We start from the raw sequence: 21,510 nt of genomic DNA, 5'->3' as shown, positions 1-21,510 counted from the left end.
AATTCAAAAATTCAAATAGAAGGAATGTTAATCTTTAATTTTAATGCAGGATTATTCTCCCAGCGATCGGCTACGTGAGCGTAAATACAGGTAGTTCGCGGATCGCTATGTCCTAATAAATCCTGTACTTGGCGCAATTCGGCTCCCGATCGCAGTGCTAATGTACCTGCCGTATGTCTGAGGCTATGGGCAGAAACCGTTCTTCCAGGAGTATGCTTGAGAGAAGCTTGCTCTAAATATTTATCAACTACTAACCTAATACCACGGCGGGAGATCCTATTGCCGATGGAATTAGTACCTGTGGCAATAAATAATGGTCTAGTAGGTTTTAAGATTTCTCCTCTTGTTTCTCGTTGATGTAGATAATCAACCAAAAGATCGGCAATATCAGGAGTAAGAGGAACAACGCGAATGCTTCTTTTACCTTCTACCCTAATACCCAAATTTCCTCCCTGTCTAACCAAGCTGGCAATATCGGCACGGTGGAGTTCAACAGTGCGAGGTCCTTCTAAAGCCATAATTGCTAACATGGCTTTATCCCTAGCAGATTTTAGAGTGCCATCATTGGGAATAATACCTAAAAGGCTTTCTACTTCTGTTTGCTCTAAATAAGTAATTTTCTCGGCTGGATCGCGTTTTTCTCGTGGTGGTTTAACTCCCGTGGCAGGATTAAGGGAAATTAAGCCTTTTTCTAGCGCAGCCTGATAAAAACGACGCACTACGGCAAGCTTTAAGGCAATAGTGGCTGGTTTATATTCTTTTTGCTTAATCATCCAGTGACGATACTTTTTAATGTCTTCTTTTGTTACCATTACTGGATTTAACTGACGGCGATCGCACCAATTTAAAAACTGCTGTAGCTGCCGAGTGTACGTCTTGAGGGTATCTGTAGAGGCATCTCCCGCACTCACGTCTATATCCAGAAATTCAGCAAAAACTACTAATAAATTATTGGTGGTAATGGGGCTAAATTGGGTTGGGTTAGTAGTAGCTAGCATTAGTTGGGTGCGCCTAATTTGGCACGATCATAACATAGCCATTTGATTTGGCTATATATTGGGCATCAGTTATTACAGCAGTTTTCAATTGGATAGACTATGTTCGGGATTAACTAGTTTTTAGCTATTAGCTTTTAGCTTTTAGCTTCTTGACACAATAGCTCTATGAGGGTTTCCCTCATAGAGCTATTGTGTCGCTTTTCAGATTAAACTTGTGTGTTTTACTCAATTGAAAAGCGCAGTAACTGATGTTACGCAGTAATTAATTTATGAAGCCTAGATAGTAGGTAGTAACTTATCTGTTTGTATCGTTTATGTGGCTCAAGATTTTTGTCTTCATTGCGTAACGTCAGTTATTAAAACGCGAACATCTCGTAACTCTATATTCGACACTCCCAAAAAAAGCGATGGCGATGTGCTTATCTTAATGAGCAAATTGCTGCTTAGTCTATCTGCCAAGATTGTAAACATTTCCAAGACCAATCTGGATTTTTTTGATAAAAACGTAGTTCCCAATTAACATTAGCTTTTATGTCAATCATTACCATTGCTAATTTCTTTAATTCAGCTTCATCTTCAGGATTAAAATCATAAGCCAAGCTGAGATGTAGCCAATCTTTTAATCTTAGTTTTTCTGGATAGTTTAAAAGGGTTTTTGTTTGAGCAAAGTTAGTAATTAGCATTTTAAGACTATCAGCTTGCAATTCTAAACCATGCCAATTTTTGTTAAAAGCTAATCGTTTTATTTTTACATTAAGAGATAAATTTGTATTCTTTGCTCCAGCGTATGCTTTATCCAAAGCCTGAATATAAATAGGAATTGAATCTAATTTAGCCGTAAAAAATCCAGTCAAGGTACAATGAGGCATATATTTATGCGCCTTATTCTCTCGATCTAATTCACGGCTTCTATGCAAATAATTTTCGATCTGATGATTCAATTCTCCTACAGGACAAGCGTAGATAATAAATTGATGATTGATAATTGACAATGAACAATTACTCCTTTTAAGCTACACGATCACCTTGTTTATAAACCTCTAAAATTCTGGGAACAACACCATCATCATGAACTGTGATAAAGTCGGCTTTTTTTCCTATTGACAAACTGCCTATTTGCCGATCTAAATTAATTGCTTTAGCTGGATTTAAGGTAATGTATTTAATTACTTCATATAGTGGTTGATTGGCTTCTTGACTAATAATAAATACTGACTGTAATAAACTTCTAGGTACATAATCAGAAGAAATAATATCAACCAAATCTAATTTCATTAATTCCATCGCTGAAACGTTGCCAGAATGTGAACCGCCTAAAATCACATTTGGCGCACCCATAAGGACTAGTAAACCATGATTATGAGCTTCTTTGGCAGCATCAAGGGTAGTGGGAAATTCTGCTAAAACTACTCCTTCGGCGATCGCGTCCCTAACATGATCGACTGTGGCATCATCGTGACTAGCCAAAGAAATGTTTTTTGCTTGACTTAGTTTAACTAAAGCCTGACGGTTGGCTAAGGCGTGTTGACGTTGGTTATCTAAACGCATGGCAATAAACTCGTCCATCTTAGCTTCGGGTACACCATGTCTACTTGTGTAGTATGACTTGTACTTATTGATATTGACAAATTGACGTTGCCCAGGAGTATGATCCATTAAAGATAGTAAGGCTAACAATGGATGTTCTGAATAAGGTTCGATAACATCGTAGAGATGTTCGTAGCCTAGTTCGCAACGTAAGTGTAATAAATGATCTGTGCTAAATCTACCTGCTGCTTGCCCTTGGACAATAGTATCAATCATCGCTGCATAATGATGTATGCGTAAAGAATCATCTTTTGGGGTAACGTCACCAATGGCGATCGCATCACAGACTGTAGTAATTCCAGCACTTATTAAATCGCGATCGTGGTTAACTGCTGCTAATTCCAAGGGAAACCTAGCTTTAGGACGAGGCGAGATACACTTTTCCAGATTATCAGTGTGGAGTTCAATTAATCCAGGCAAAAGATAATTACCGTCTCCATTTTGCCCCTGAGATACTACTCCTGGTTGAATATCAACAATAATTCCTTCTCGAACGGCGATCGTACCTAATATTTCTTCATGGGGTAAGAGCAAGCGATAATTAGTGTAAATTTGTGACTGCATCTTGTGTAGCTTTATTTAGATTAACTTGCAGTTTAAAACATCTGTTGCTAAATACAAATTCAGAACAGGCGAGCGCTATCTTCATTAGTAAAAATATATGTGTATGCCAAGGCTCGAATAATGATATCTTGCATAAGATTAATTCGATTGAAAACTAATAAGTTAGATTGAATCAGGTTTATATATCCACTGAGGTAATTTATGACAAAATACGATGTGTACGCTCTTGGTAATGCTTTGTTGGATATTGAGTTTGAGATATCAGTCGAAGCACTACAAAATCTGGGCATAGAAAAAGGTGTCATGACTTTATTAGATCGAGATAGTCAGGACAAAATAGTTAGTAACTTAGCAGAGTACTCTCAAAAACGTTCTTGCGGAGGTTCAGCAGCCAATACCCTGATTGCGGTAAGTCAATTTGGCGGTAAATCTTTTTATTCTTGCAAGGTTGCTAATGATGAACCAGGAAACTTTTATACCCAAGATTTAATTGATTGCGGAGTTACTACTAATTTAGAAAATCAGACTGCTGAATCAGGAGTGACAGGTAAGTGTTTGGTGTTTGTTACCCCCGATGCCGATCGCACTATGAATACTTTTCTGGGTATTTCAGGCGAGTTTAGTGATGCAGAATTAATGCCAGAAGCGATTAAAAATGCCGAATTTACCTACATTGAAGGTTATTTGGTTAGTGGTGAAAGTAGCAAACAGGCAGCGATCAAAGCTAAAGAAATTGCTCAAGCTGCGGGAAACAAGGTAGCTTTCACCTTAGCTGATTTTAATATGGTGAAATTCTTTAAGCCAGGTTTGTTAGAAATAATTGGTTCGGGGGTAGATTTTCTTTTTGCCAACGAGGGCGAAGCGATGTTGATGGCGGATACTGAAGATTTTGAGGTTGCGGTTGACCATCTTAAAACTTTGGCTAAAGGTTTTGCTATTACTCGCGGTGCATCAGGTTCAATTATCTTTGATGGCGATCGCTTAATCGAAATTGCCCCTTTTCCTGTCAAGGCGATCGATACTGTTGGTGCAGGAGATATGTATGCAGGAGCATTTTTGTATGGTATTACTAACGGCATGAGCTATGCAGAAGCAGGGCGTTTAGCTTCTCTGGCTTCCTCAAAAATAGTTACTAGTTTGGGCGCACGCTTAAAAACAGAAGAAGTTCAGGCTCTTTTAAATGAGTCAAAAGCTGCTTGATAACTGATAATAAAACAGCGATCGCCTGTTAGATCATCAAGGCGATCGCTCATAACTAATTTAATAACTAAAATATTTTTGCTTTATCTTCACTTTACAAATAGCCGAATCTCATTAAAGTTTTAATTAAGAAGAGTCTTGCCTGGACTTCTACAATTCAAAAAAGTGTAATCTTTTTACTAAGTTGCTAATTGTTCAAGAAATTAGTCTGAATAGATTTTGAGCGATTATTCGTGGATTGCGAACAATTTATGCAGCATAAATTTAATTTAGGCAGGTTATTATGTCTTTTTCAGCTTATCTGTTTCAAAATAGCAGAATACCATTTAAAAACGAAGATAATAGAGCTATAGTTTTTATCGATTCAGGAGTTCCCAACTACGATACTTTGGTGCAAAAGGTTATACCAGAAGCTAGAGCTATTCTAATTGGCTCCCAAACCGATGGAATCAAAGCAATAACTCAAATACTAGTAAACAGTAATTGTCAAGAAGTCTATATTGTTGCTCAAGGTTACCCAGGATGCCTATATTTGGGAAATAGTGAATTAAGCATAAACACTTTAATTCAATATGCTTTAGAGCTTCAAAGCTGGTTTATCGATCATAAGTCCAACTTAGATATTTCGCCCAGGCTTTCACTGTATGGCTGCAATTTAGCCTCAGGAGATGTGGGAGAAGAATTTATAACCAAGTTAAGCCAGATTACAACAGCTAAAATAGTTGCCTCGATAAATACAGTTGACCAGGAAATTTTTAGTAATTATTAAAGGTCGATTAAAACTGTCTGTTCATTGCTGCTTCAAAAAAACCAACCATAGGAATGTAATCCTTGACCTAGCAAATTAACTCCCAAATAGCATACCCAGACGACGACAAAGCCCACAGCGGCCAAAATTGCAGGCTTTCTTCCTTGCCAGCCACGGGTAATTCTCGCGTGGAGATATGCCGCAAAAACTAACCAGGTAATGAACGCCCAAGTTTCTTTAGGGTCCCAACTCCAGTATGAACCCCAGGCTTCGTTTGCCCATACTCCCCCAGCAATAATGCCAATAGTCAACAAGGGAAACCCTAAACCAATGACGCGATAACTAATATTGTCTAAGGTATCAGCCAAAGTGAGACGTTCTGGAGAAAGAGTGGCTGTTTCTGTCTTTGGTAAATCAAGCACTGCTGTATTACCAGTAGTACTAGCGAAAACATTATCTGTATCAGGAGTATTAACAGTTTTGTGCTTTACTCTCTCGCGAAAACTACCAGTACCAACCGAACTACCTTTAAGTTCAACTTTTTGTCCACGAGTAATAATTAAAAAGCCGATGGCGATCGCACTGCCTACCATTAAAGTAGAATAACTGAGCATCATCACGCTGACGTGCATCATCAGCCAATTAGATTTTAAGGCAGGTACTAACGGTGCAGATGCTTGCATTTCTAAAGGCAAACTTAGGGCTGCAAATGCGGTAATACCCATTGCTACAGGGCTAGTAACGACCCCAACTAAACGGCTACGACTCATTTTTTCGGCAATAAAGTGGATTGTGGTTACACCCCAAGCCAGAAAGAACAAGGATTCATAAAGATTGCTCAGAGGAAAATAACCTGCCTCTAGCCAGCGAGAACCTAGTAAAGTTGCCATACACAAGTTAGCAACCGCCATCCCTGTAGTTCCCAAAGTATTTAAATAAGGAAGATTGGGAAAAGCTGCCCCAGTCCAATAGATCAACATGGTGACTAACAATACCCCAAAGGAGGCGTTGTCTAAAATACTTTCAAGTGTAATTAAATCCATAGTTTTTTTTATAATCGTTTTTAAATTGGTTTCTCGCCGTCTTATTACAGCTTATTGTCTAGGAAACCCAATTGATCATCTCTTTTTATAGTTTAAAGACAATTCGGTAGTCCAGGTAACTAAATTAGTAATCAGGTAGGGGCGATTCGTGAGACAGTTGCGGTGGGTCGAGACCCCGCGTCGCCGTCAGGCGCAAGGGAACGCTCGACTTGCGGTTTCACCGACATAAGCAAACTGAGGAAAGACCCCGCGTCGCCGTTAGGCGCAAGGGAATGCTTTCCGATGCCGAACCCGAAGGGCGAATCGCCCCTACTCACGCAGAACATAACCTACGCCACGAACTGTTTGAATCAGACGCTGTTCTTGTTGTTCTTCTAACTTCAGGCGCAGATAGCGAATATAAACTTCAATGATGTTAGAGTCCCCCATAAAATCGTAACCCCAAACTCTTTCTAAAATTTGATCGCGGGTTAATACTTGACGAGGATGGGAAAGCAAATACTCTAATAAATCAAACTCTTTAGCGGTTAATTCGATAGAGCGTCGATCGCGAAATACTTCACGAGTAGAACGATTGAGAGTAAGATTGCTAAACTGGATTAAATCTGTTTCCTCTTCTTGCTCACGACGTAAATTAGCTCTAACTCTGGCAAGTAACTCCTCAATGCTAAAAGGCTTAACTACATAATCATCAGCCCCAGCGTCCAAACCCAAAACGCGATCGCTTACTTCATCTTTGGCAGTAAGAATAATAATTGCTACTTTGTCTCCTGTCTGGCGTAGACGACGGCAAATTTCAGGTCCTGAGATTCCAGGTAACATCCAATCAAGCAAAATCAAATCAGGCTGAATTTCCCTAGCAGCAGACAGGCCTGCAAAGCCATCGGCTGCATGAGTTACCTGATAGTCTTCAAACTCCAATTCCATCTTAATAAACTGAGCCAGCTTAGGTTCATCTTCTACCACCAAAATATGCGCCTTCATAACTAAATAATTGGTTTTATTGATTTTTAGGAAGTCTGGGAGCATTGGTTGAATTTATTGGACCTAAAATTTTGTTGAGATTCCTTAGCTGATCTGCTGTTCCCATACAGATTAATGCGTCTCGTTCTAAAATAAGAGAATCTCCCGTAGGACCTGCAATCAAGTTGCCATCAAAACGGCGAATTGCCAATACTAACGCCCCTGTCTGCGATCGCAATTTAGCCTCTCGCAAACTTTGACCCACAAAAGGACAGGCTTCAGAATCAATTAAAAATTCTTCGAGATAGTAAGAACGATTAGACCCTGTAATAATACCATCAACAAAGTCCATTACCTGAGGTCTTAATGCTGCTGCTGCCAGTCTTCTTCCCCCTGTAATATAAGGGGAAACTACCGCATCTGCCCCTGCCCTCTGTAACTTTTGTACCGCCTCTTCGTTACTGGCACGAGCGATCGCTCTTATACGTGGATTAAGGGTTTTGGCTGACAAAACTGTATAGAGATTTTCAGCATCTGAAGGCAGTGCCGTTACCATACAAGTTGCTCGCTCAATTTTGGCACGTACCAAAGATTCATCTAAAGTAGCGTCACCTAAAATTACCGTGTATCCTAACTGTTTAATTTCTTCTACTTCTTCTGGGTTATCGTCAATAATAATAAAGGGAATACCTTCAGCGAAAAATTCACGGGCGACATGACGACCAGTACGCCCAAAACCGCAAACAATGTAATGTTGATCTAGAGATTCAATCAAACTCTTCTCCTGTCTTAGTTTGATGCCTTCTTGAAAATAGCCCTGAATTAGAGCTTCGGTAAAACGATTGACAATGTAAGCAATGGTGAATAACCCCATTAAGATTAAAGTAATGGTGAATAATTGCCCTCTTTCTCCTAATGGATGAGTCTCAGAATACCCCACCGTGGATAGGGTAATTACGGTCATATAGGCTGATTCAATAAAAGTCCACTTCTCGACTTTCCAGTACCAAAGAGTACCAATTAAGATAATGCTCGCTAATACGACACCTCCCCGTATTAACTCTTTTCGTAAACGACCATACTTTTCTTCAAATGTATAACTATACATGTAAAATTGGCTGCTGTTTTTTGACAACAGTTGTGCCTAAAATTGATTACATTAAGATGTAGGTCTGATTATTTGAACAAAATCCTCGTGATATCAGATAACAACTGCCATTTTAAATGTATTTTTCTGAAAAGATAAACTTTATCCAGGAGCAACCTAATGGTTCAATCCCCGCCTATAGACAATCTAACTATCTCCCAGAAGACCGAATTCGACCGCGATCGCTTCGATCAAAGCGTGATGCCAACCTATGGTCGTTTTCCCATTGCGATTGAGCGAGGAGAGGGCTGTCGTCTTTGGGATACAGAAGGGAAAGAGTATCTTGATTTTGTGGCAGGGATTGCTACCTGTACTTTGGGTCATGCTCATCCTGCTTTGATTGCTGCGGTCAGCGAGCAAATCAAAAAGCTGCACCACGTTTCTAATCTTTATTATATCCCCGAACAGGGACAGCTTGCAGAATGGTTAGTTAACAATTCCTGTATGGATAAGGTATTTTTCTGCAATTCTGGGGCAGAAGCTAACGAGGCAGCAATTAAGTTAGTCAGAAAGTATGCCCACACTGTTTTAGATAAAGTCGAACAGCCAATTATCCTCACGGCAAAAGCTAGTTTTCACGGACGTACTTTAGCAACCGTTACCGCCACAGGACAAGAAAAATATCAAAAGGGCTTTACGCCATTACCTACTGGATTTGCCTATGTTCCTTATAACGATATTACGGCGGTGGAAAATGCGATCGCCGATCTCGATGAAGGTACTTTAAGTCGCGTAGTCGGGATTATGATCGAACCTTTGCAGGGTGAAGGCGGGGTGCGTCCAGGAGATTTAGAATATTTCCTTAAGCTACGCAAAATCTGTGACGAAAATAATATCCTCTTGGTTTTTGATGAAGTCCAAGTAGGGGTTGGCAGAAGTGGCAAGCTTTGGGGTTACGAAAAGTTAGGAGTAGAGCCAGATATTTTGACTAGTGCCAAAGGTTTAGCAGGAGGCATTCCCATCGGTGCAATGCTCTGTAAGGATTCCTGTGCAGCATTTGAACCTGGTAATCACGCTAGTACCTTTGGGGGCAATCCTTTTGTCTGTGCTTCTGCTTTAGCCGTATTGCAGACTATAGAAACTGAAGGCATTTTGCACAATGTTCAGGCAAGAGGCGAACAGTTAAGAGTTAGGCTAAGAGCGATCGCCAAAAAGTATCCCTCCTTATTTACCGAGGTGCGGGGTTGGGGCTTGATCAACGGCATTGAATTACGTGCCGATATTGATTTGACCTCGATTAATTTAGTCAAAGCAGCAATGGAAGAGGGTTTACTCCTTGCCCCCGCAGGTACAAAAGTATTGCGTTTTGTACCTCCTTTAATAGTCTCAACCGCCGAAGTTGACGAGGCTGTCAACATTTTAGAAAGAGCGATCGCCAAAGTAGCTTGAGTAATTATCCTTGTTTAACTGGTGTTACGCATTTAATCTAACTAGTGTGGTTGGCGACGAGGTGACGGGGTGACGAGGAGCGTAGTCTAGTTGAATCGTCCCCAAGCCCCTACGTCCCAAGGTCTTACAGATCGAGAACGCGCGTAACATCAGTTAAGTAATGCGGGTAGTTTACAGACCCCAGATTAAGCTAAACTTGCCTAACAACAAGAACGCTCCTCCCAATCTCATGATTAGCAAGAAGTTCTTAGTAACTTTATTCGCCCTATTTACAGTTATTATCGTTGGCATTACGCCCCCAGCCGTAGCGCAATTACCCTATATCCAAGATATAGCAGCTTATTCAAGGTTTTTACGCCAGGTACAGGAAAAATCTTTTAATTCTGCCTGTATTCGTTTAGATGGACGCTGCTTATTTAAACTATCTGCTATAGATTCTGAACTTCTATCTGACAGAATTGATGAGATTCAAAAACGCTTTGCAGAAGCAACGGCAAGCTATTTAGCTGATGACGACAATCAACCCAAAGTCATTGTCAAGCCAAATGGTAATTTGCAGGATATCTATCTGGTTTTGGGCGACCAACAGGAGCGTTTATTTACCGTAACCAATTCTGATGCCACAGCCAATGATGTTAGCGTACCAATTAGAGCGCGACAGCTTAGTTCGGAAATTGAGCAGGGTTTAGAGATAGCGAAAAAAGAGCGATCGCCTCAATATCTCCGCAAAAAACTAATCATCGGCTTATTAATCCTTGCCTTTATCTGGGTCGGTAATTTTCCCTTGACCTCAGAAATTAGAAAACTAGGTAAGTTGGCGCGGAGGCTAGCACCAAAAGCCTTTTCTAAAACTTTACCCCTGGCAACTCAGCTAGCGCACCGTCAAAAATGGAATATAACCGAAATTCAATTTCGCTTATTGCAACTAGTTCAAGTGGCACTTTGGGGTGGTGGGACTTTATATGTTTTGAATTTATTTCCCCAAACGCGAATTGCTGCTTTTTTGCTAATTGCTGCTTTAAGAATTCCTTTGCGTATTGGTCTGATTGTTTTAGCTACCTATATTTTGATCCGCCTCAGCTACTTCTTAATTGCCAAGCTAAGTGCAGTTGCGATCGCCAGCCAATCTGCTGCCGTAACGGTCAATCAACGAGGTAAATTACGCATCAATACCACGACGAGAATTTTACGCAGTACTATAACCATTCTATGGTCAGTAATTGGCATCTTATCAGCCTTTTGGATTAATGGAGTTAACCTGGCGCCAATTTTAGCTGGTGCGGGTATTTTGGGTTTAGGTCTATCTTTAGCCTCACAAAATCTAATTAAGGATGCAATCAACGGCTTTATTATCATTTGGGACGATCGCTATGCCGTAGGCGATATTGTGGATATCGGCGGAGTCAGCGGTTTAGTCGAAAATATTAATCTGCGGATTACTCAGTTAAGGGATGCTGAAGGCAGGTTAATTACTGTGCCTAATAGCGTCGTCGAAATTGTGGCAAATCGTTCTAGTCTCTGGTCTAGAGCCGATATTACTATCCCCGTAGCTTACCAAACCGATATCGATCACGCCCTCGATGTAATCGATCAGGTAGCCAAAGTTATGACTCAAAATCCTGATTGGCAGGAGCGCATTTGGGAGTTTCCTAATATTTTAGGCATAGAGCAATTTAGCGATCGCGGAATTTTAATTCGTGTCTGGATCAAAACTGAACCATTACAACAGTGGGATGTAGCTAGAGAATTTCGCCGTCGGATCAAAATTGCCTTTGACCAAGCAGGAATACCCATACCCATTCCTCAACAGCAGATATTGTTTGATAAGAAAAAGATAATTAGCAATCAACAAAATCTTAATAATTAACAACCTATCACTATTGATACACTGTCAAACAATTATACTTTTGATAGAAGCGATAATTTTCAATCTTGTCTACAGTCGTATAATACTAAAAGCAAGGAGACGATAATGAAAAAACTAATTCAAATTATTAAAAACTTACCAATCAAGCAGATACTAACAGTATTTTTAGCAAGTTCTCTTGTATTTGTTAGCACTGCCTGTAACAAAGGCGATGTTGCTCAATCAGAAGGCAAAGGCTATACACAGGCAGCAGAACCTACGGCTGATACCTATGATGAACGCAACGATAACCAATCATTTGAAGGTGGCATGAATGGCTACAATGACGATCGCCGATATGATGCTGGAACAGCAGCTAAAGCGAAAGAATTGGTTGATACTGCCAAACGTCGCCAAGCCGACAACTTGGGCGAATTTGTAGATAACGTGGGAGAACGCTCAGTACTTAATGAAGATGTCAACGAAAAAGCCACAAAAGCGTTTTCTCGTAAATTGGAAAACAACAAAGATAAAGCTTTAGAGTACATTGACGACAAATCTGACAAGTTAAAAGGCAATCTTGAAAGACTTCCTGGTGAAACTAAGAAAGTCATAGATGAAGCTGGAAATACTGCTAAACAAGCAATAGATGATCGAGTCGCGCTACCTAAAAACAACTAAAAGAAATAAAAAATAATTTTGATAAAAATGTGATCTAAACTGGTAAGTCTTTCGAGGCGCGATTTATTCGCGTCTTTAATTATGGCAAAATTCGATTACTCTTTAGACTACGCTAATTTGAACCTTCGCGATCGCCCCGATCTTTATCAGGTAGGCAAGGGAGAGCAGGGAGTTTTATTAGTAGAGCCATACAAATCAGAAATATTACCCAGTTGGCGATTTAAAAACCCTGAAATAGCCACCAACTCCAGCGAAAAAATCTACCAGATGTTCTTAGAATATTTAGAGCAAGATGATTTTGTTGGTGCAGACATGGCGCGTAAATTTTTGCAAATGGGCTACACTAGATCGAGACGCTACGCTAATCACAAAAGTGGTAAGAAATATCGCAGCAATCCTCAAAAAGCAGGCTCTCAAGCAGCAGAAAAAGAAGCTCGTCAAGAGATATTGCCCCTAGATATAGATCCTGTCAAAGCCAAGTCAGCAGAAATTTTTAAGGCAAAGTGGCAAGAAGCAAAAGTAAATAGCAAATATCAACAGCTATTAGAGCAACACCAGCAGAAATACGCTAATAACCAAGCTAAAAATGGGACAAAAACAAATTAGAACAGGCTCTCGCGTTTCTTGGAATTGGGGCAATGGCACAGCAGAAGGAAAAGTAAAAGAGATTCACCATCAAGATATAACCAGGAACATAAAGGGAAGTAAGATTACTCGTCACGGCACTGATGACAACCCTGCTTACTTGATTAAACAAGAAGATGGTACAGAAGTTTTAAAGCTTAGAAGTGAGTTGAACAACAATTAACAGTTATCTTTGTTTCCTTATCCTTCATCCCTTAGATTATCTCTCTTTAGCTAGATGCGATCGCCACTATAAAATAGCAAAATCATGGCAAGATCAGTGGTTTTTTATTTTTATAGATGCAAATACGAATTAAAACGGTATTCCAGCTTTTTAAAGAGGCGTTTGTAGAATGGCAAGAAGATAAGGTTACACTTCTGGCTGCTGCTCTTGCTTACTATACGGTGTTTTCTATAACTCCTCTTTTGGTAATTGCGATCGCAATTGCTGGTGCTGTTTTTGGTCAAGATGCCGCTAGAGGGGAAATCATTGAACAAATTAACAGTCTAGTTGGGAAACAAGGCGCACAGATAATTGAAACGGGTTTGGCTAATGCCGATCAGCCAAAAATAAGTAGTATTGCTTCAATTATTAGTGTTATTGTCTTGCTTGTTGGCGCATCAGGGGTGTTTGCTCAGCTACAAGAAGCATTAAACACCGTATGGGACGTTAAAGCTAAACCAAGAAAGGGGAAGGGTAGCATCTGGGAATTTATTCGCAAACGTCTGCTGTCTTTCGGAATGGTGTTGGCTATTGGCTTTTTACTTTTAGTGTCTCTCATTACTAGTGCCATGTTGTCAGGCATTGGTAAATTACCAATTGATTTGCTGCCTGGCTTTACTTTTTTCTGGCAACTACTCAATTTTGGAGTTTCCTTTGGCTTCATCTCCTTACTGTTTGCCCTGATATATAAATATCTGCCTGATGTCAAAATCCGCTGGAAAGACGTTTGGGTAGGGGCAACAATTACTGCCTTCTTATTTACTATCGGTAAATATTTAATTGGTCTATATTTAGGTCAAGGTAGTTTAGGCTCGGCTTATGGTGCTGCGGGTTCTTTAATCGTTTTTCTGGCTTGGGTGTTTTACTCGGCTCAAATTCTTTTGTTTGGAGCAGAATTTACCCAGGTTTATGCTCGCAAGTACGGTCAAAAAATCCGCCCCGATAGTCATGCAGAATTAAATGAAACATTTTAAAAGGTTGTTAATTTATCAAACGCCCAAAATCTATATAGGTTCAAATGATTTCTGGTCAATACACAATTTTAATAGTTGACGACTCCACTGAAGAGAGGGCAGTTTATCGTCGCTACTTAAATCAAGAAAAATTGTCTGTATATCAGCTTGTTGAAGCTGAATCTGGAGAAAAAGGTTTGTCGCTTCTAGAATCGATACAGCCAGATTTGATTTTGCTCGGTTATCTTCTGCCAGATTTTGATGGTTTAGAATTTTTGACCAGATTAAAACGACAATTGGACGTAATTCCCCCAACTATTATGATTACTGGACGGGGGAATGAAATGGTCGCCGTAGAAGCGATGAAAAGCGGTGTAAAAGATTACTTAGTTAAAGACAAATTAACTCCTGAAATTTTAACTACTTCAGTCCAAAGAGTTTTACAGCAGCATCATTTACAATCTTTGTTGACCAAGAACATAGAGAAACAACAGTTAATCGCCGAAACTTCTTTACGCATCCGTCAAACTTTAGACATATCATCAATTCTCGATACCGCAGTCAAAGAAGTTCAAATATTGCTCAATTGCGATCGCGTTGTAGTCTATCGTTTTGCCCCAGATCTGACTGGTAATATTGTTGCCGAGTCGGTTATATCAGGTCAGAAACCGTCTTTGGGAGCAAACATAATTGATACTTGCTTCCAAGAAAAAGGATTAGATAAATATGAACGAGGAGAAATATTAGCCATAAATGATGTGTATAAAGCGGGATTTTCTCAGTGTCATCTTCAGTTACTAGAAGAATTTCAGGTCAAGGCAAATGTGATTGTGCCGATTTTACTTGCTCCTTCCCAAGTAAATAGATCTATTTGGGGCTTATTAATTGCCCATCAGTGTAGCTATAGTCGTCATTGGCAAAAAGATGAAATTGAACTACTAGATAAATTGTCGGTACAGCTAGCGATCGCTATTCAACAGGCAGAGTTGATTGATAATCTGCAAAGTGAATTAAAAACCATAAAGCAGCTAGAAACAGAATTAGAACGGCTGGTTCAGGTATTAGAAGCTTCTCAAGATTATATAGGATTGGTCGATACAGCAGGCAAAGTTATCTGGAATAATCCGCAAATGAAGCACATAAGAGGGATTACTGATGACAAACCTGCCTACCTATCTATTGTCAACTACTATCCTGATTGGGCATATAAGATTATTCAGGAAGAAGGAATTCCTACGGCTATTGCTCAAGGTAGTTGGCTAGGGGAGACTGCAATTCTAGATCGAGAAGGGCAAGAAATACCCGTATCTCAGCTAATATTGGCTCACAAATCTGCTGATGGCATTGAGTATATTTCTACGGTAATGCGGGACTTAACTAAGCAGAAGCAGACGGAAAAATCCTTACAGGAAAGAGTTCTGGAGCTTAAATGGGTCAATCGAGAACTGCTTAAAACCACCGCCCTATTAAAAAAACGTAACCAAGAATTAGATCATTTTGCCTACGTTACCTCTCACGATCTCAAAGCACCGTTACGGGCGATCGCCAATTTAGCTACTTGGCTAGGGGAAGATTTAGCAGGAGAAATTCCTGAAGAAAACCAACAGCAACTTCAGCTAATGCAGTCTCGTGTTCAGCGTTTAGAAGGATTGATTCAAGGATTATTAGAGTATTCTCGTGTGGGGCGAAAAAATAACCTAGTCAAAACTATAGACGTGGGTAATTTAGTCAAAGAGGTAATTGATTCTTTGTCACCACCTCCAGAATTTAGCATATTTGTCGCGGCTGATTTGCCCACCATCAAGACCGAAGTAGTATTACTACGACAGGTATTTGCTAATTTAATTGATAATGCCATTAAATATCATCCCCAAAAATCAGGCAAGATAACTATCTCCGCCCAAAATAAAAATGACTTTTACGAATTTGCCGTATCTGATGATGGACAAGGTATAGATCCCCAATATCATGAGCGAATCTTTACTATTTTTCAGACATTACAGGCTAGAGACACCTTTGAAAGTACAGGCATTGGCTTATCTATTGTCAAAAAAATTGTCGAAGATCGAGGCGGTATGGTGAGAGTTGAATCTAAACTAGGTGAGGGATCTACTTTTTTCTTTACTTGGCGCAAACAGAGTCAAAACGGCGATTAATTTTATAGTCATTCCAGATAAAAACCATACGAAAGAAAAATTTTGTAAGTACCTCAAATTCTTCTGACTTCTGACTTCTGACCTCTGACCTCTGACCTCTGACCTCTAACTTAAAACCAGTCAATCACGAGGAAATTAATTGGAATGACTATAGCTAATATCTATTAAAGCAAAGCGATCGCCTGAGTCTTAATTGGCGGCGATCGCTTTGATTTGTCTGCTTTTGTTTAAACCGAATTCCCGTTATACAGGAGTAGCGATCGCATGACCGACACACCAATCAATTGTGTCGTAAGAGTTTTCAGTTGGGGTAACTTTATAGCCCAAACCCTGAAGAAACGACTCTAATTCTTTATACTTGTGATCGTAAGCAGTGCGATCGCCATCATCAATTTCATAAATAACAGTGGGTTTATGAGTTTTCATGGTTTCGGTCATGCCTTTTAACACATCTAATTCTGCTCCCTCAACATCCACCTTGACAAAATTGGGTGGCTGAATCTGGTTTTGAGCAATCAGATCGTCAATTGACACTAGATCTACGGTTACTTCTCCTGCCAGATCGGGTGGCGCATCTGCCGTAGCTAGGGCGTGTCCTCCAGAATATTGAGCTAATAGTAGCTGCCCTGACCCTGATGTATGGGAAACAGCTTTTTCGATGACTTCAACCTGACTAAAATTATTTAGTTGGGCATTATGACGCACGCTCTTAGCGTTTCCTTTACCTGGCTCAAAAGCATAGACTTTGCCAGTATTGCCAACTAATTTGGCAGCAATAACCGTAAAAAAGCCGACATTTGCGCCAATATCATAAAAAACGTCTCCATCCTTTAGATGTTGGGCAAAAATATTTTGAATCGGTACTTCATAAGTTCCTAATGCCAATTCTGGACAAGATTCTCCTGTATTAAATTTTAATTCTTTGGCAATGCCGTTTCTGACGGTTACATCTCGCTGGCGCAAACCAGCCGTAGCCAGACGATAGCCCAATGAACCTGGATTAGATGCTGCTAGCTTTTCGAGAACGTTGACGGGAAACAACGGTAAAACGCGAAATATTGCTTGTTTAATCATGATTTTAAGAAGTTAAATAATAGTACGACGAAAGATTTCTTGAGTTTGAAAGAAACATTCTAGCCACTCTCCATTGGAAACATCTTCAAGCAGTCCCCAATTTGGATCATCAACTAAACGCTCCATTTGGGTTTGGTGTTGAGCTAAAGCAAGCTGTTTTTGGGCTTTGACTGACTCAATTTCCACGCGATAATTAAATTCTTGTAGTAGCTGCCGACCTAAGCCAGCCTTAATACTAGCCTTAAAATATCCTATTTGAGAAGTGCGATCGCCCGATCTATTTGTCCAGGGAAAATGATGCCAGTACCAAACGGGATATTCATAAACAATAATTTGAGGATGGTTTGCCAACGCTGCTAAGACTATGTTCGTGGTAGCTTTATGGTCTGGATGGGTTTCGCGAGCATAAGGGATAAATATCTGTTGAGGTTGGTCTTGTAAAAGTAGTTGCTCAACCCGTTCGACTGCAATTGCCGTTTTCGGCTCTAGTTCTCCATCACGAAAGCCAAAAAACTCCACATCATCTGAGGATAATCCTAAGCATTCAGCAGCTTTAATTGCCTCCTGTTGACGCAGCGTAATCAACTTGTCTTCAGGTATAAGATGATTATGAGAACGACTGCCATCAGTCATAAAAACTACCTTGACCTCTGCCCCCGCCTCCCGTTTACGAATGATTGTGCCACCACAGCCTAAAGTCTCATCATCCTGATGGGGAGAAAAAACGATCGCCGAGGCTGACAACTCTTTGGCAGGCAGGGGTTTTATTTGGTCAATTTGCTGGAGATAGCGATCGCGCAACTTCTTTCTTAGAGTCATCTGCTTTGATATTTACCCCCATAGTTGCGTAATTAAAGACTAAGCTTTTAGCGATCTGTTCCCAAGTATAATACTGCAAAACCCTTTCTCTGCCAGCTTCTCCCATTTTTCTGGCTGTCTCTGGTTCAGAAATTATGGCTGTAATGGCATTAGCTAAAGCCTGGATATCTCCTGGATCGCTCAACAAACCAGTCACACCGTCATTAACAATTTCTGTCATGCCACCAATTTTGGTCGCCACTACTGGTGTTTGAGTCGCCATCGCCTCTACCAAGCTCATGCCAAAGGCTTCGCTTAAAGATGGATTGATTACTACATCTGCTTGTTGGTAGTAAGGTAATACTTGTTCTTGAGGTAGGGAACCGGCAAAAATTATTTGGTCAGACAGGTGAGGAGGAATTTTACTCTTAATATATTCCAGGTAATTAACTCCATAATAAGGTTCTAGAGCCTGCACCTCTGGTTCATGCTGTAGATCGAACAGCATTTCTTTAGCAACTATAATATGAGGTCCGATAATAGTTAAGACAGCATCAGGGTATGTAGCTGTTACTTCGATGAAAGCATCTATTAGATCGTGAACTCCCTTTTCTGGTGAAATACGACCAACAAAAAGCATTTGTGGCGCATCTTGGCTATTTTGTGGACGAGTAGCGGCTGGAACAAAATAATCGGCATCAACTCCATTATTGACCGTGCGACAAATTCCCGCGTATTCAGGAAAGCGAGTTGCAATTTTGTTAGTTATGTAGTCGCTACAGCTAATAATTAAGTCTAGCTTTGCCAGCCTTTTGGCGATCGCTTCTTGGCTCAGACGATTTACCCATTCGCAATGAAGATGTAAAACTATTTTGGCATTGGGGTTATACTTGCGAACTATCGGCACAAACTGAGAATGATTGTGAATATGAATAATGTCACTACCTCTTTGAGCAGCATCCCGTGCAACCTGCCTACCATAACCGTAATGAAACCAAGTAGAGGCAAAATAAGGCAGCAGAGAGCTGGTATTAAGCCTTTTTGCGATCGCTCTGGGTATTTTCAGTAAACTATCTAGCCGATGAGAAATTCCTCTGTATTCTATTTTATCGGAAGATAAGTTTGAATCTGATTCTTGAGAAGGATTTAACTTACTTTTGCAGCCGTAATAAGTTATCTGGCAATACTTTACTAGACGACGACTAACCTGATAACTCCATATTCCTGTTGAGTCGCTACCTTCAGGGGGAGCAGCTATTGTCCAAGGTTGATTTACTAGAGATAATTTCAAACTAATTCTATCCCCTATCTAAGTAATAAATTAAAGTTAATAAATAAATTAAACTAAGAATATCCCGTTTTTTTTGGAATTGTAAATATGTCTTTAGAAGTATCTAAATATGTTTTTAGAAGTGTCTAAATATGTCTTTGGAAGTATCTAAAAAATATTAATAAGCCAATGTTTTTTATTAGCTATTGACCGAGACAAATAGCTTATTTACAAGTTTAACCGTAATCTCTTTGATTGTCTTTATATTTACTCAAACTTTATATTTAATTTTTTTACTTGCTGAAATTTTGAGAGTCTCTTTATACAAGCTTTATATTTAGAATCTTATATCTATGTAATATATTTATATATAAAATATATTACCAAATAAAGCAATTTACAGGAAATAAAACCAACTTTGAAATTAATAATAAACTCTAAAAAATCAATAGTATAATTATATAAGGTCTGAGCCGTTATAATTTGCCCACCTACTTAGTGTTGAAGAATTTAAGCCGAAAAATAAAGAATATATCGCAAAAACCTTTAGTTAAAAACAGTCTTTGGGAACTATTAGCAAAAGCGATTAATTTAGGTTGCCAAGCAGCATACTTCACCCTGATTGTCCGTGTCCTGGGTACAGAGAATTATGGTGCTTTTGTGGGAATTACTGCCTTTGCTGCTTTGATTTTTCCTTTTGCTAATTTAGGCAGCGGAGACGTTTTAATTCAACAGGTATCGAAAGACAAAAAAGTGTTTCCTACTTATTGGGGGAATGCTTTACTAATTGTTTTTTTGGCTAGTCTATCTTTGACCCTTGTTGCTTACTTTATCTCGCCAACCGTTTTTTCTAACATAGATAATTTACCCGCGATCCTGGCAATTTTGTTAGCAGATTTAGGCGGTTTAGCTATCTTTGTTGTCAGTGCCAAGGCATTTATGTCTTATGATTTGCTTAAAAATTCTTCTCTGCTACAAATTATCGGTACAATCACTAAGTTTTTAGCGGCTATAGTGTTAGCAACCTGCTTTAGTCAACCAAGCTTGTTGCAGTGGTCATATTTATACTTATTGAGTTCATTAACTACGGCATTAATCGGCATTATCTGGATCAACAAAACTTTAGCCAAACCCAAATTAGCCCCTAAAATCCTACCTACTATGGCTCACCAAGGATTGTACTTTTCGATTGGTGAATCGGCATACAATATCAACTCCAATATAGACAAGACAATGTTGGCAAGTATGGCAACTTTAGAAGCAACAGGAATCTATGGTGCAGCGTATCGGCTGATCGAAGTTGGTAGTATTCCTATTTATGCCGTGCTGGGAGCCTCTTATCCTAGATTTTTCCTGGAGGGTGCCAAAGGAATTAAAGGCTGTTTAAGTTTAGCAAAACGTTTATTACCTTTTGTGGCAATATATAGCGTTATTTCCCTAACTGGATTTTTGTTGTTTGCTCCCTGGATAACCTATATTTTAGGAGATGAATACCACAATGCGATCGCCACAGTTCGCTGGTTGGCACCTATCCCGATTATTGGTTCAATCCAGTTACTATTAGCTGACACCCTCACGGGGGCTGGATTTCAAAAAACCCGCAGTGCTATTCAAGTCACAACGGCTTTAGCCAACGTGGGTTTGAACTTCTGGTTAATTCCCCTGTATTCTTGGAAAGGAGCAGCCTGGGCAACATTAAGTTCTGATAGTTTTCGAGTTGTTTGTTTGGCGATCGCTGTAGCTTGGTTTTATCAGAAACAAAAAGCAGCTTAGAAAAGCTCGATCTTCTTTGGCATTATTTAGAATATCTAGGACTCTCTAAAACGCCAATAGCTTCATCAATCATCTCGATAATTGTGGGAATAAAAGAAACTCCATAATAAGGAGTATCTAAAACACTATTAAAAGGATCGTAATCTCTGATTGTTAATCCATTTTGAGTCGGAGGAGCAGTTGACACAAGCTTAAGACAGTTATTTTCCATGGCTATACTACGAACCTGCTGAGTATTTTGTTTGATTCGAGAGCGGAGTTGAGCAGCATCTAAAAAATAGTCTTGTCTGTGAAACCAATCATAAATATCTTGTTTAAAGGATAAAAGTAGTTGAATTTTTTCTAAAGTAAGTGCTGTAGGTGTGTGAGTATTCATGGGGAAATAAGTGTAATGTATTTACGCCGATAATAACTGTTATTATTACTCTAAATCTGGCACTTTTTTTACATTATTGCCAGATTAAATTTTGAGT

General features: G+C 39.6%; 21 protein-coding genes and 1 pseudogene. 11 read left to right on the top strand and 11 right to left on the bottom strand.

Going from position 1 to position 21,510, the window contains the following annotated elements; translation table 11 throughout:
- Positions 1 to 11: 11 nt before the first annotated feature.
- From SLP02_RS24090 to phnM, 3 genes are all read right to left on the bottom strand, one after another.
- Complete coding sequence (locus SLP02_RS24090) at positions 12 to 998, bottom strand: tyrosine-type recombinase/integrase (RefSeq protein WP_319423262.1); 987 nt, start codon at positions 996 to 998, stop codon at positions 12 to 14.
- 443 nt (positions 999 to 1,441) lie between these two features.
- The gene (locus SLP02_RS24085) at positions 1,442 to 1,990 is read right to left on the bottom strand and encodes a hypothetical protein (protein WP_319423261.1); all 549 of its coding nucleotides are present in this window, start codon (positions 1,988 to 1,990) and stop codon (positions 1,442 to 1,444) included.
- Between the two features lie 16 nt (positions 1,991 to 2,006).
- Entirely contained in the window at positions 2,007 to 3,149 is a 1,143-nt protein-coding gene (phnM, locus tag SLP02_RS24080) for a phosphonate metabolism protein PhnM (RefSeq protein WP_319423260.1), read from the bottom strand.
- Between the two features lie 201 nt (positions 3,150 to 3,350).
- Here phnM and SLP02_RS24075 point away from each other — a divergent pair, with 201 nt between their 5' ends.
- Together SLP02_RS24075 and SLP02_RS24070 are read left to right on the top strand one after the other, a co-directional pair.
- A complete protein-coding gene (locus SLP02_RS24075) occupies positions 3,351 to 4,349 on the top strand; it encodes an adenosine kinase (protein ID WP_319423259.1) in 999 nt (332 codons plus the stop codon).
- A 283-nt stretch (positions 4,350 to 4,632) separates the two neighbouring features.
- Entirely contained in the window at positions 4,633 to 5,118 is a 486-nt protein-coding gene (locus tag SLP02_RS24070) for a DUF4347 domain-containing protein (protein WP_319423258.1), read from the top strand.
- 32 nt (positions 5,119 to 5,150) lie between these two features.
- Here the strand turns inward: SLP02_RS24070 and ccsB are convergent, their stop codons facing one another.
- From ccsB to SLP02_RS24055, 3 genes are all read right to left on the bottom strand, one after another.
- On the bottom strand, positions 5,151 to 6,140 hold the full coding sequence (ccsB, locus tag SLP02_RS24065) for a c-type cytochrome biogenesis protein CcsB (RefSeq protein WP_319423257.1): 990 nt from the start codon (positions 6,138 to 6,140) through the stop codon (positions 5,151 to 5,153).
- 309 nt (positions 6,141 to 6,449) lie between these two features.
- On the bottom strand, positions 6,450 to 7,124 hold the full coding sequence (locus SLP02_RS24060; RefSeq protein ID WP_319423256.1) for a response regulator transcription factor: 675 nt from the start codon (positions 7,122 to 7,124) through the stop codon (positions 6,450 to 6,452).
- Positions 7,125 to 7,140: 16 nt separating this feature from the next.
- Positions 7,141 to 8,211 carry a potassium channel family protein gene (locus SLP02_RS24055; RefSeq protein WP_319423255.1) on the bottom strand — a complete coding sequence of 357 codons (1,071 nt, stop codon included), beginning with the start codon at positions 8,209 to 8,211 and terminating at the stop codon, positions 7,141 to 7,143.
- Positions 8,212 to 8,370: 159 nt separating this feature from the next.
- On the opposite strand from SLP02_RS24055, the gene SLP02_RS24050 reads away from it, so the two are divergent.
- The 7 genes and pseudogenes from SLP02_RS24050 to SLP02_RS26880 all read left to right on the top strand — a co-directional run.
- Positions 8,371 to 9,639, top strand: coding sequence for an aspartate aminotransferase family protein (locus SLP02_RS24050; protein ID WP_319423254.1), 1,269 nt, complete (start codon positions 8,371 to 8,373; stop codon positions 9,637 to 9,639).
- 160 nt (positions 9,640 to 9,799) lie between these two features.
- Entirely contained in the window at positions 9,800 to 11,506 is a 1,707-nt protein-coding gene (locus SLP02_RS24045; RefSeq protein ID WP_319423253.1) for a mechanosensitive ion channel family protein, read from the top strand.
- Between the two features lie 105 nt (positions 11,507 to 11,611).
- On the top strand, positions 11,612 to 12,166 hold the full coding sequence (locus SLP02_RS24040) for a DUF6658 family protein (protein WP_319423252.1): 555 nt from the start codon (positions 11,612 to 11,614) through the stop codon (positions 12,164 to 12,166).
- Between the two features lie 81 nt (positions 12,167 to 12,247).
- On the top strand, positions 12,248 to 12,772 hold the full coding sequence (locus SLP02_RS24035) for a DUF4385 domain-containing protein (protein ID WP_319423251.1): 525 nt from the start codon (positions 12,248 to 12,250) through the stop codon (positions 12,770 to 12,772).
- Positions 12,753 to 12,974 (top strand): hypervirulence associated TUDOR domain-containing protein, encoded by a 222-nt coding sequence (locus tag SLP02_RS24030; protein ID WP_319423250.1) that lies wholly within the window; start codon positions 12,753 to 12,755, stop codon positions 12,972 to 12,974. The genes SLP02_RS24035 and SLP02_RS24030 overlap by 20 nt, the downstream gene beginning before the upstream one ends.
- A gap of 116 nt (positions 12,975 to 13,090) precedes the next feature.
- Positions 13,091 to 13,987 carry a YihY/virulence factor BrkB family protein gene (locus SLP02_RS24025; RefSeq protein WP_319423249.1) on the top strand — a complete coding sequence of 299 codons (897 nt, stop codon included), beginning with the start codon at positions 13,091 to 13,093 and terminating at the stop codon, positions 13,985 to 13,987.
- Between the two features lie 44 nt (positions 13,988 to 14,031).
- Positions 14,032 to 14,880: pseudogene (locus SLP02_RS26880) on the top strand (response regulator); the annotation flags it as partial.
- Between the two features lie 55 nt (positions 14,881 to 14,935).
- Here the strand turns inward: SLP02_RS26880 and SLP02_RS26875 are convergent.
- Entirely contained in the window at positions 14,936 to 15,004 is a 69-nt protein-coding gene (locus SLP02_RS26875; RefSeq protein ID WP_413467426.1) for a hypothetical protein, read from the bottom strand.
- Here SLP02_RS26875 and SLP02_RS26870 point away from each other — a divergent pair.
- Positions 14,986 to 16,122 (top strand): sensor histidine kinase, encoded by a 1,137-nt coding sequence (locus SLP02_RS26870; RefSeq protein WP_413467425.1) that lies wholly within the window; start codon positions 14,986 to 14,988, stop codon positions 16,120 to 16,122. The genes SLP02_RS26875 and SLP02_RS26870 overlap by 19 nt on opposite strands.
- A gap of 243 nt (positions 16,123 to 16,365) precedes the next feature.
- Here SLP02_RS26870 and SLP02_RS24015 read toward each other — a convergent pair whose 3' ends face one another.
- Genes SLP02_RS24015 through SLP02_RS24005 form a run of 3 tightly spaced genes read right to left on the bottom strand, consistent with a single transcriptional unit; the run spans position 16,366 to position 19,285 of the window.
- The gene (locus SLP02_RS24015; protein ID WP_319423247.1) at positions 16,366 to 17,196 is read right to left on the bottom strand and encodes an FkbM family methyltransferase; all 831 of its coding nucleotides are present in this window, start codon (positions 17,194 to 17,196) and stop codon (positions 16,366 to 16,368) included.
- A gap of 12 nt (positions 17,197 to 17,208) precedes the next feature.
- Positions 17,209 to 18,015, bottom strand: a complete 807-nt coding sequence (locus SLP02_RS24010) for a PIG-L deacetylase family protein (RefSeq protein ID WP_319423246.1) — start codon at positions 18,013 to 18,015, stop codon at positions 17,209 to 17,211.
- Positions 17,969 to 19,285: a glycosyltransferase family 4 protein gene (locus SLP02_RS24005; RefSeq protein ID WP_319423245.1), complete on the bottom strand. Its 1,317-nt coding sequence runs from the start codon at positions 19,283 to 19,285 to the stop codon at positions 17,969 to 17,971. Before SLP02_RS24005 ends, SLP02_RS24010 begins: the two co-directional genes overlap by 47 nt.
- 477 nt (positions 19,286 to 19,762) lie before the next feature.
- Between SLP02_RS24005 and SLP02_RS24000 the strand changes: the two genes are divergently transcribed.
- Positions 19,763 to 21,037, top strand: a complete 1,275-nt coding sequence (locus SLP02_RS24000) for a flippase (protein WP_319423244.1) — start codon at positions 19,763 to 19,765, stop codon at positions 21,035 to 21,037.
- A 22-nt stretch (positions 21,038 to 21,059) separates the two neighbouring features.
- Here the strand turns inward: SLP02_RS24000 and SLP02_RS23995 are convergent, their stop codons facing one another.
- Positions 21,060 to 21,413 carry a hypothetical protein gene (locus SLP02_RS23995; protein WP_319423243.1) on the bottom strand — a complete coding sequence of 118 codons (354 nt, stop codon included), beginning with the start codon at positions 21,411 to 21,413 and terminating at the stop codon, positions 21,060 to 21,062.
- Between the last annotated feature and the right edge of the window lie 97 nt (positions 21,414 to 21,510).

Source organism: Pleurocapsa sp. FMAR1, from assembly GCF_963665995.1.
Taxonomy (GTDB): domain Bacteria; phylum Cyanobacteriota; class Cyanobacteriia; order Cyanobacteriales; family Xenococcaceae; genus Waterburya.
Note: the sequence above shows the minus strand (reverse complement) of the source record. Positions and strands in the feature narration are given on the sequence as shown.

Coding starts and splice junctions, on each gene's coding strand:
- SLP02_RS24060 (WP_319423256.1), bottom strand. CDS start 7,124: ATGAAGGCGCATATTTTGGTGGTAGAAGATGAACCTAAGCTGGCTCAG.
- SLP02_RS24035 (WP_319423251.1), top strand. CDS start 12,248: ATGGCAAAATTCGATTACTCTTTAGACTACGCTAATTTGAACCTTCGC.
- ccsB (WP_319423257.1), bottom strand. CDS start 6,140: ATGGATTTAATTACACTTGAAAGTATTTTAGACAACGCCTCCTTTGGG.
- SLP02_RS24050 (WP_319423254.1), top strand. CDS start 8,371: ATGGTTCAATCCCCGCCTATAGACAATCTAACTATCTCCCAGAAGACC.
- SLP02_RS24045 (WP_319423253.1), top strand. CDS start 9,800: ATGCGGGTAGTTTACAGACCCCAGATTAAGCTAAACTTGCCTAACAAC.
- phnM (WP_319423260.1), bottom strand. CDS start 3,149: ATGCAGTCACAAATTTACACTAATTATCGCTTGCTCTTACCCCATGAA.
- SLP02_RS24070 (WP_319423258.1), top strand. CDS start 4,633: ATGTCTTTTTCAGCTTATCTGTTTCAAAATAGCAGAATACCATTTAAA.
- SLP02_RS24015 (WP_319423247.1), bottom strand. CDS start 17,196: ATGATTAAACAAGCAATATTTCGCGTTTTACCGTTGTTTCCCGTCAAC.
- SLP02_RS24040 (WP_319423252.1), top strand. CDS start 11,612: ATGAAAAAACTAATTCAAATTATTAAAAACTTACCAATCAAGCAGATA.
- SLP02_RS24090 (WP_319423262.1), bottom strand. CDS start 998: ATGCTAGCTACTACTAACCCAACCCAATTTAGCCCCATTACCACCAAT.
- SLP02_RS24030 (WP_319423250.1), top strand. CDS start 12,753: ATGGGACAAAAACAAATTAGAACAGGCTCTCGCGTTTCTTGGAATTGG.
- SLP02_RS24055 (WP_319423255.1), bottom strand. CDS start 8,211: ATGTATAGTTATACATTTGAAGAAAAGTATGGTCGTTTACGAAAAGAG.
- SLP02_RS24075 (WP_319423259.1), top strand. CDS start 3,351: ATGACAAAATACGATGTGTACGCTCTTGGTAATGCTTTGTTGGATATT.
- SLP02_RS24010 (WP_319423246.1), bottom strand. CDS start 18,015: ATGACTCTAAGAAAGAAGTTGCGCGATCGCTATCTCCAGCAAATTGAC.
- SLP02_RS24025 (WP_319423249.1), top strand. CDS start 13,091: ATGCAAATACGAATTAAAACGGTATTCCAGCTTTTTAAAGAGGCGTTT.
- SLP02_RS23995 (WP_319423243.1), bottom strand. CDS start 21,413: ATGAATACTCACACACCTACAGCACTTACTTTAGAAAAAATTCAACTA.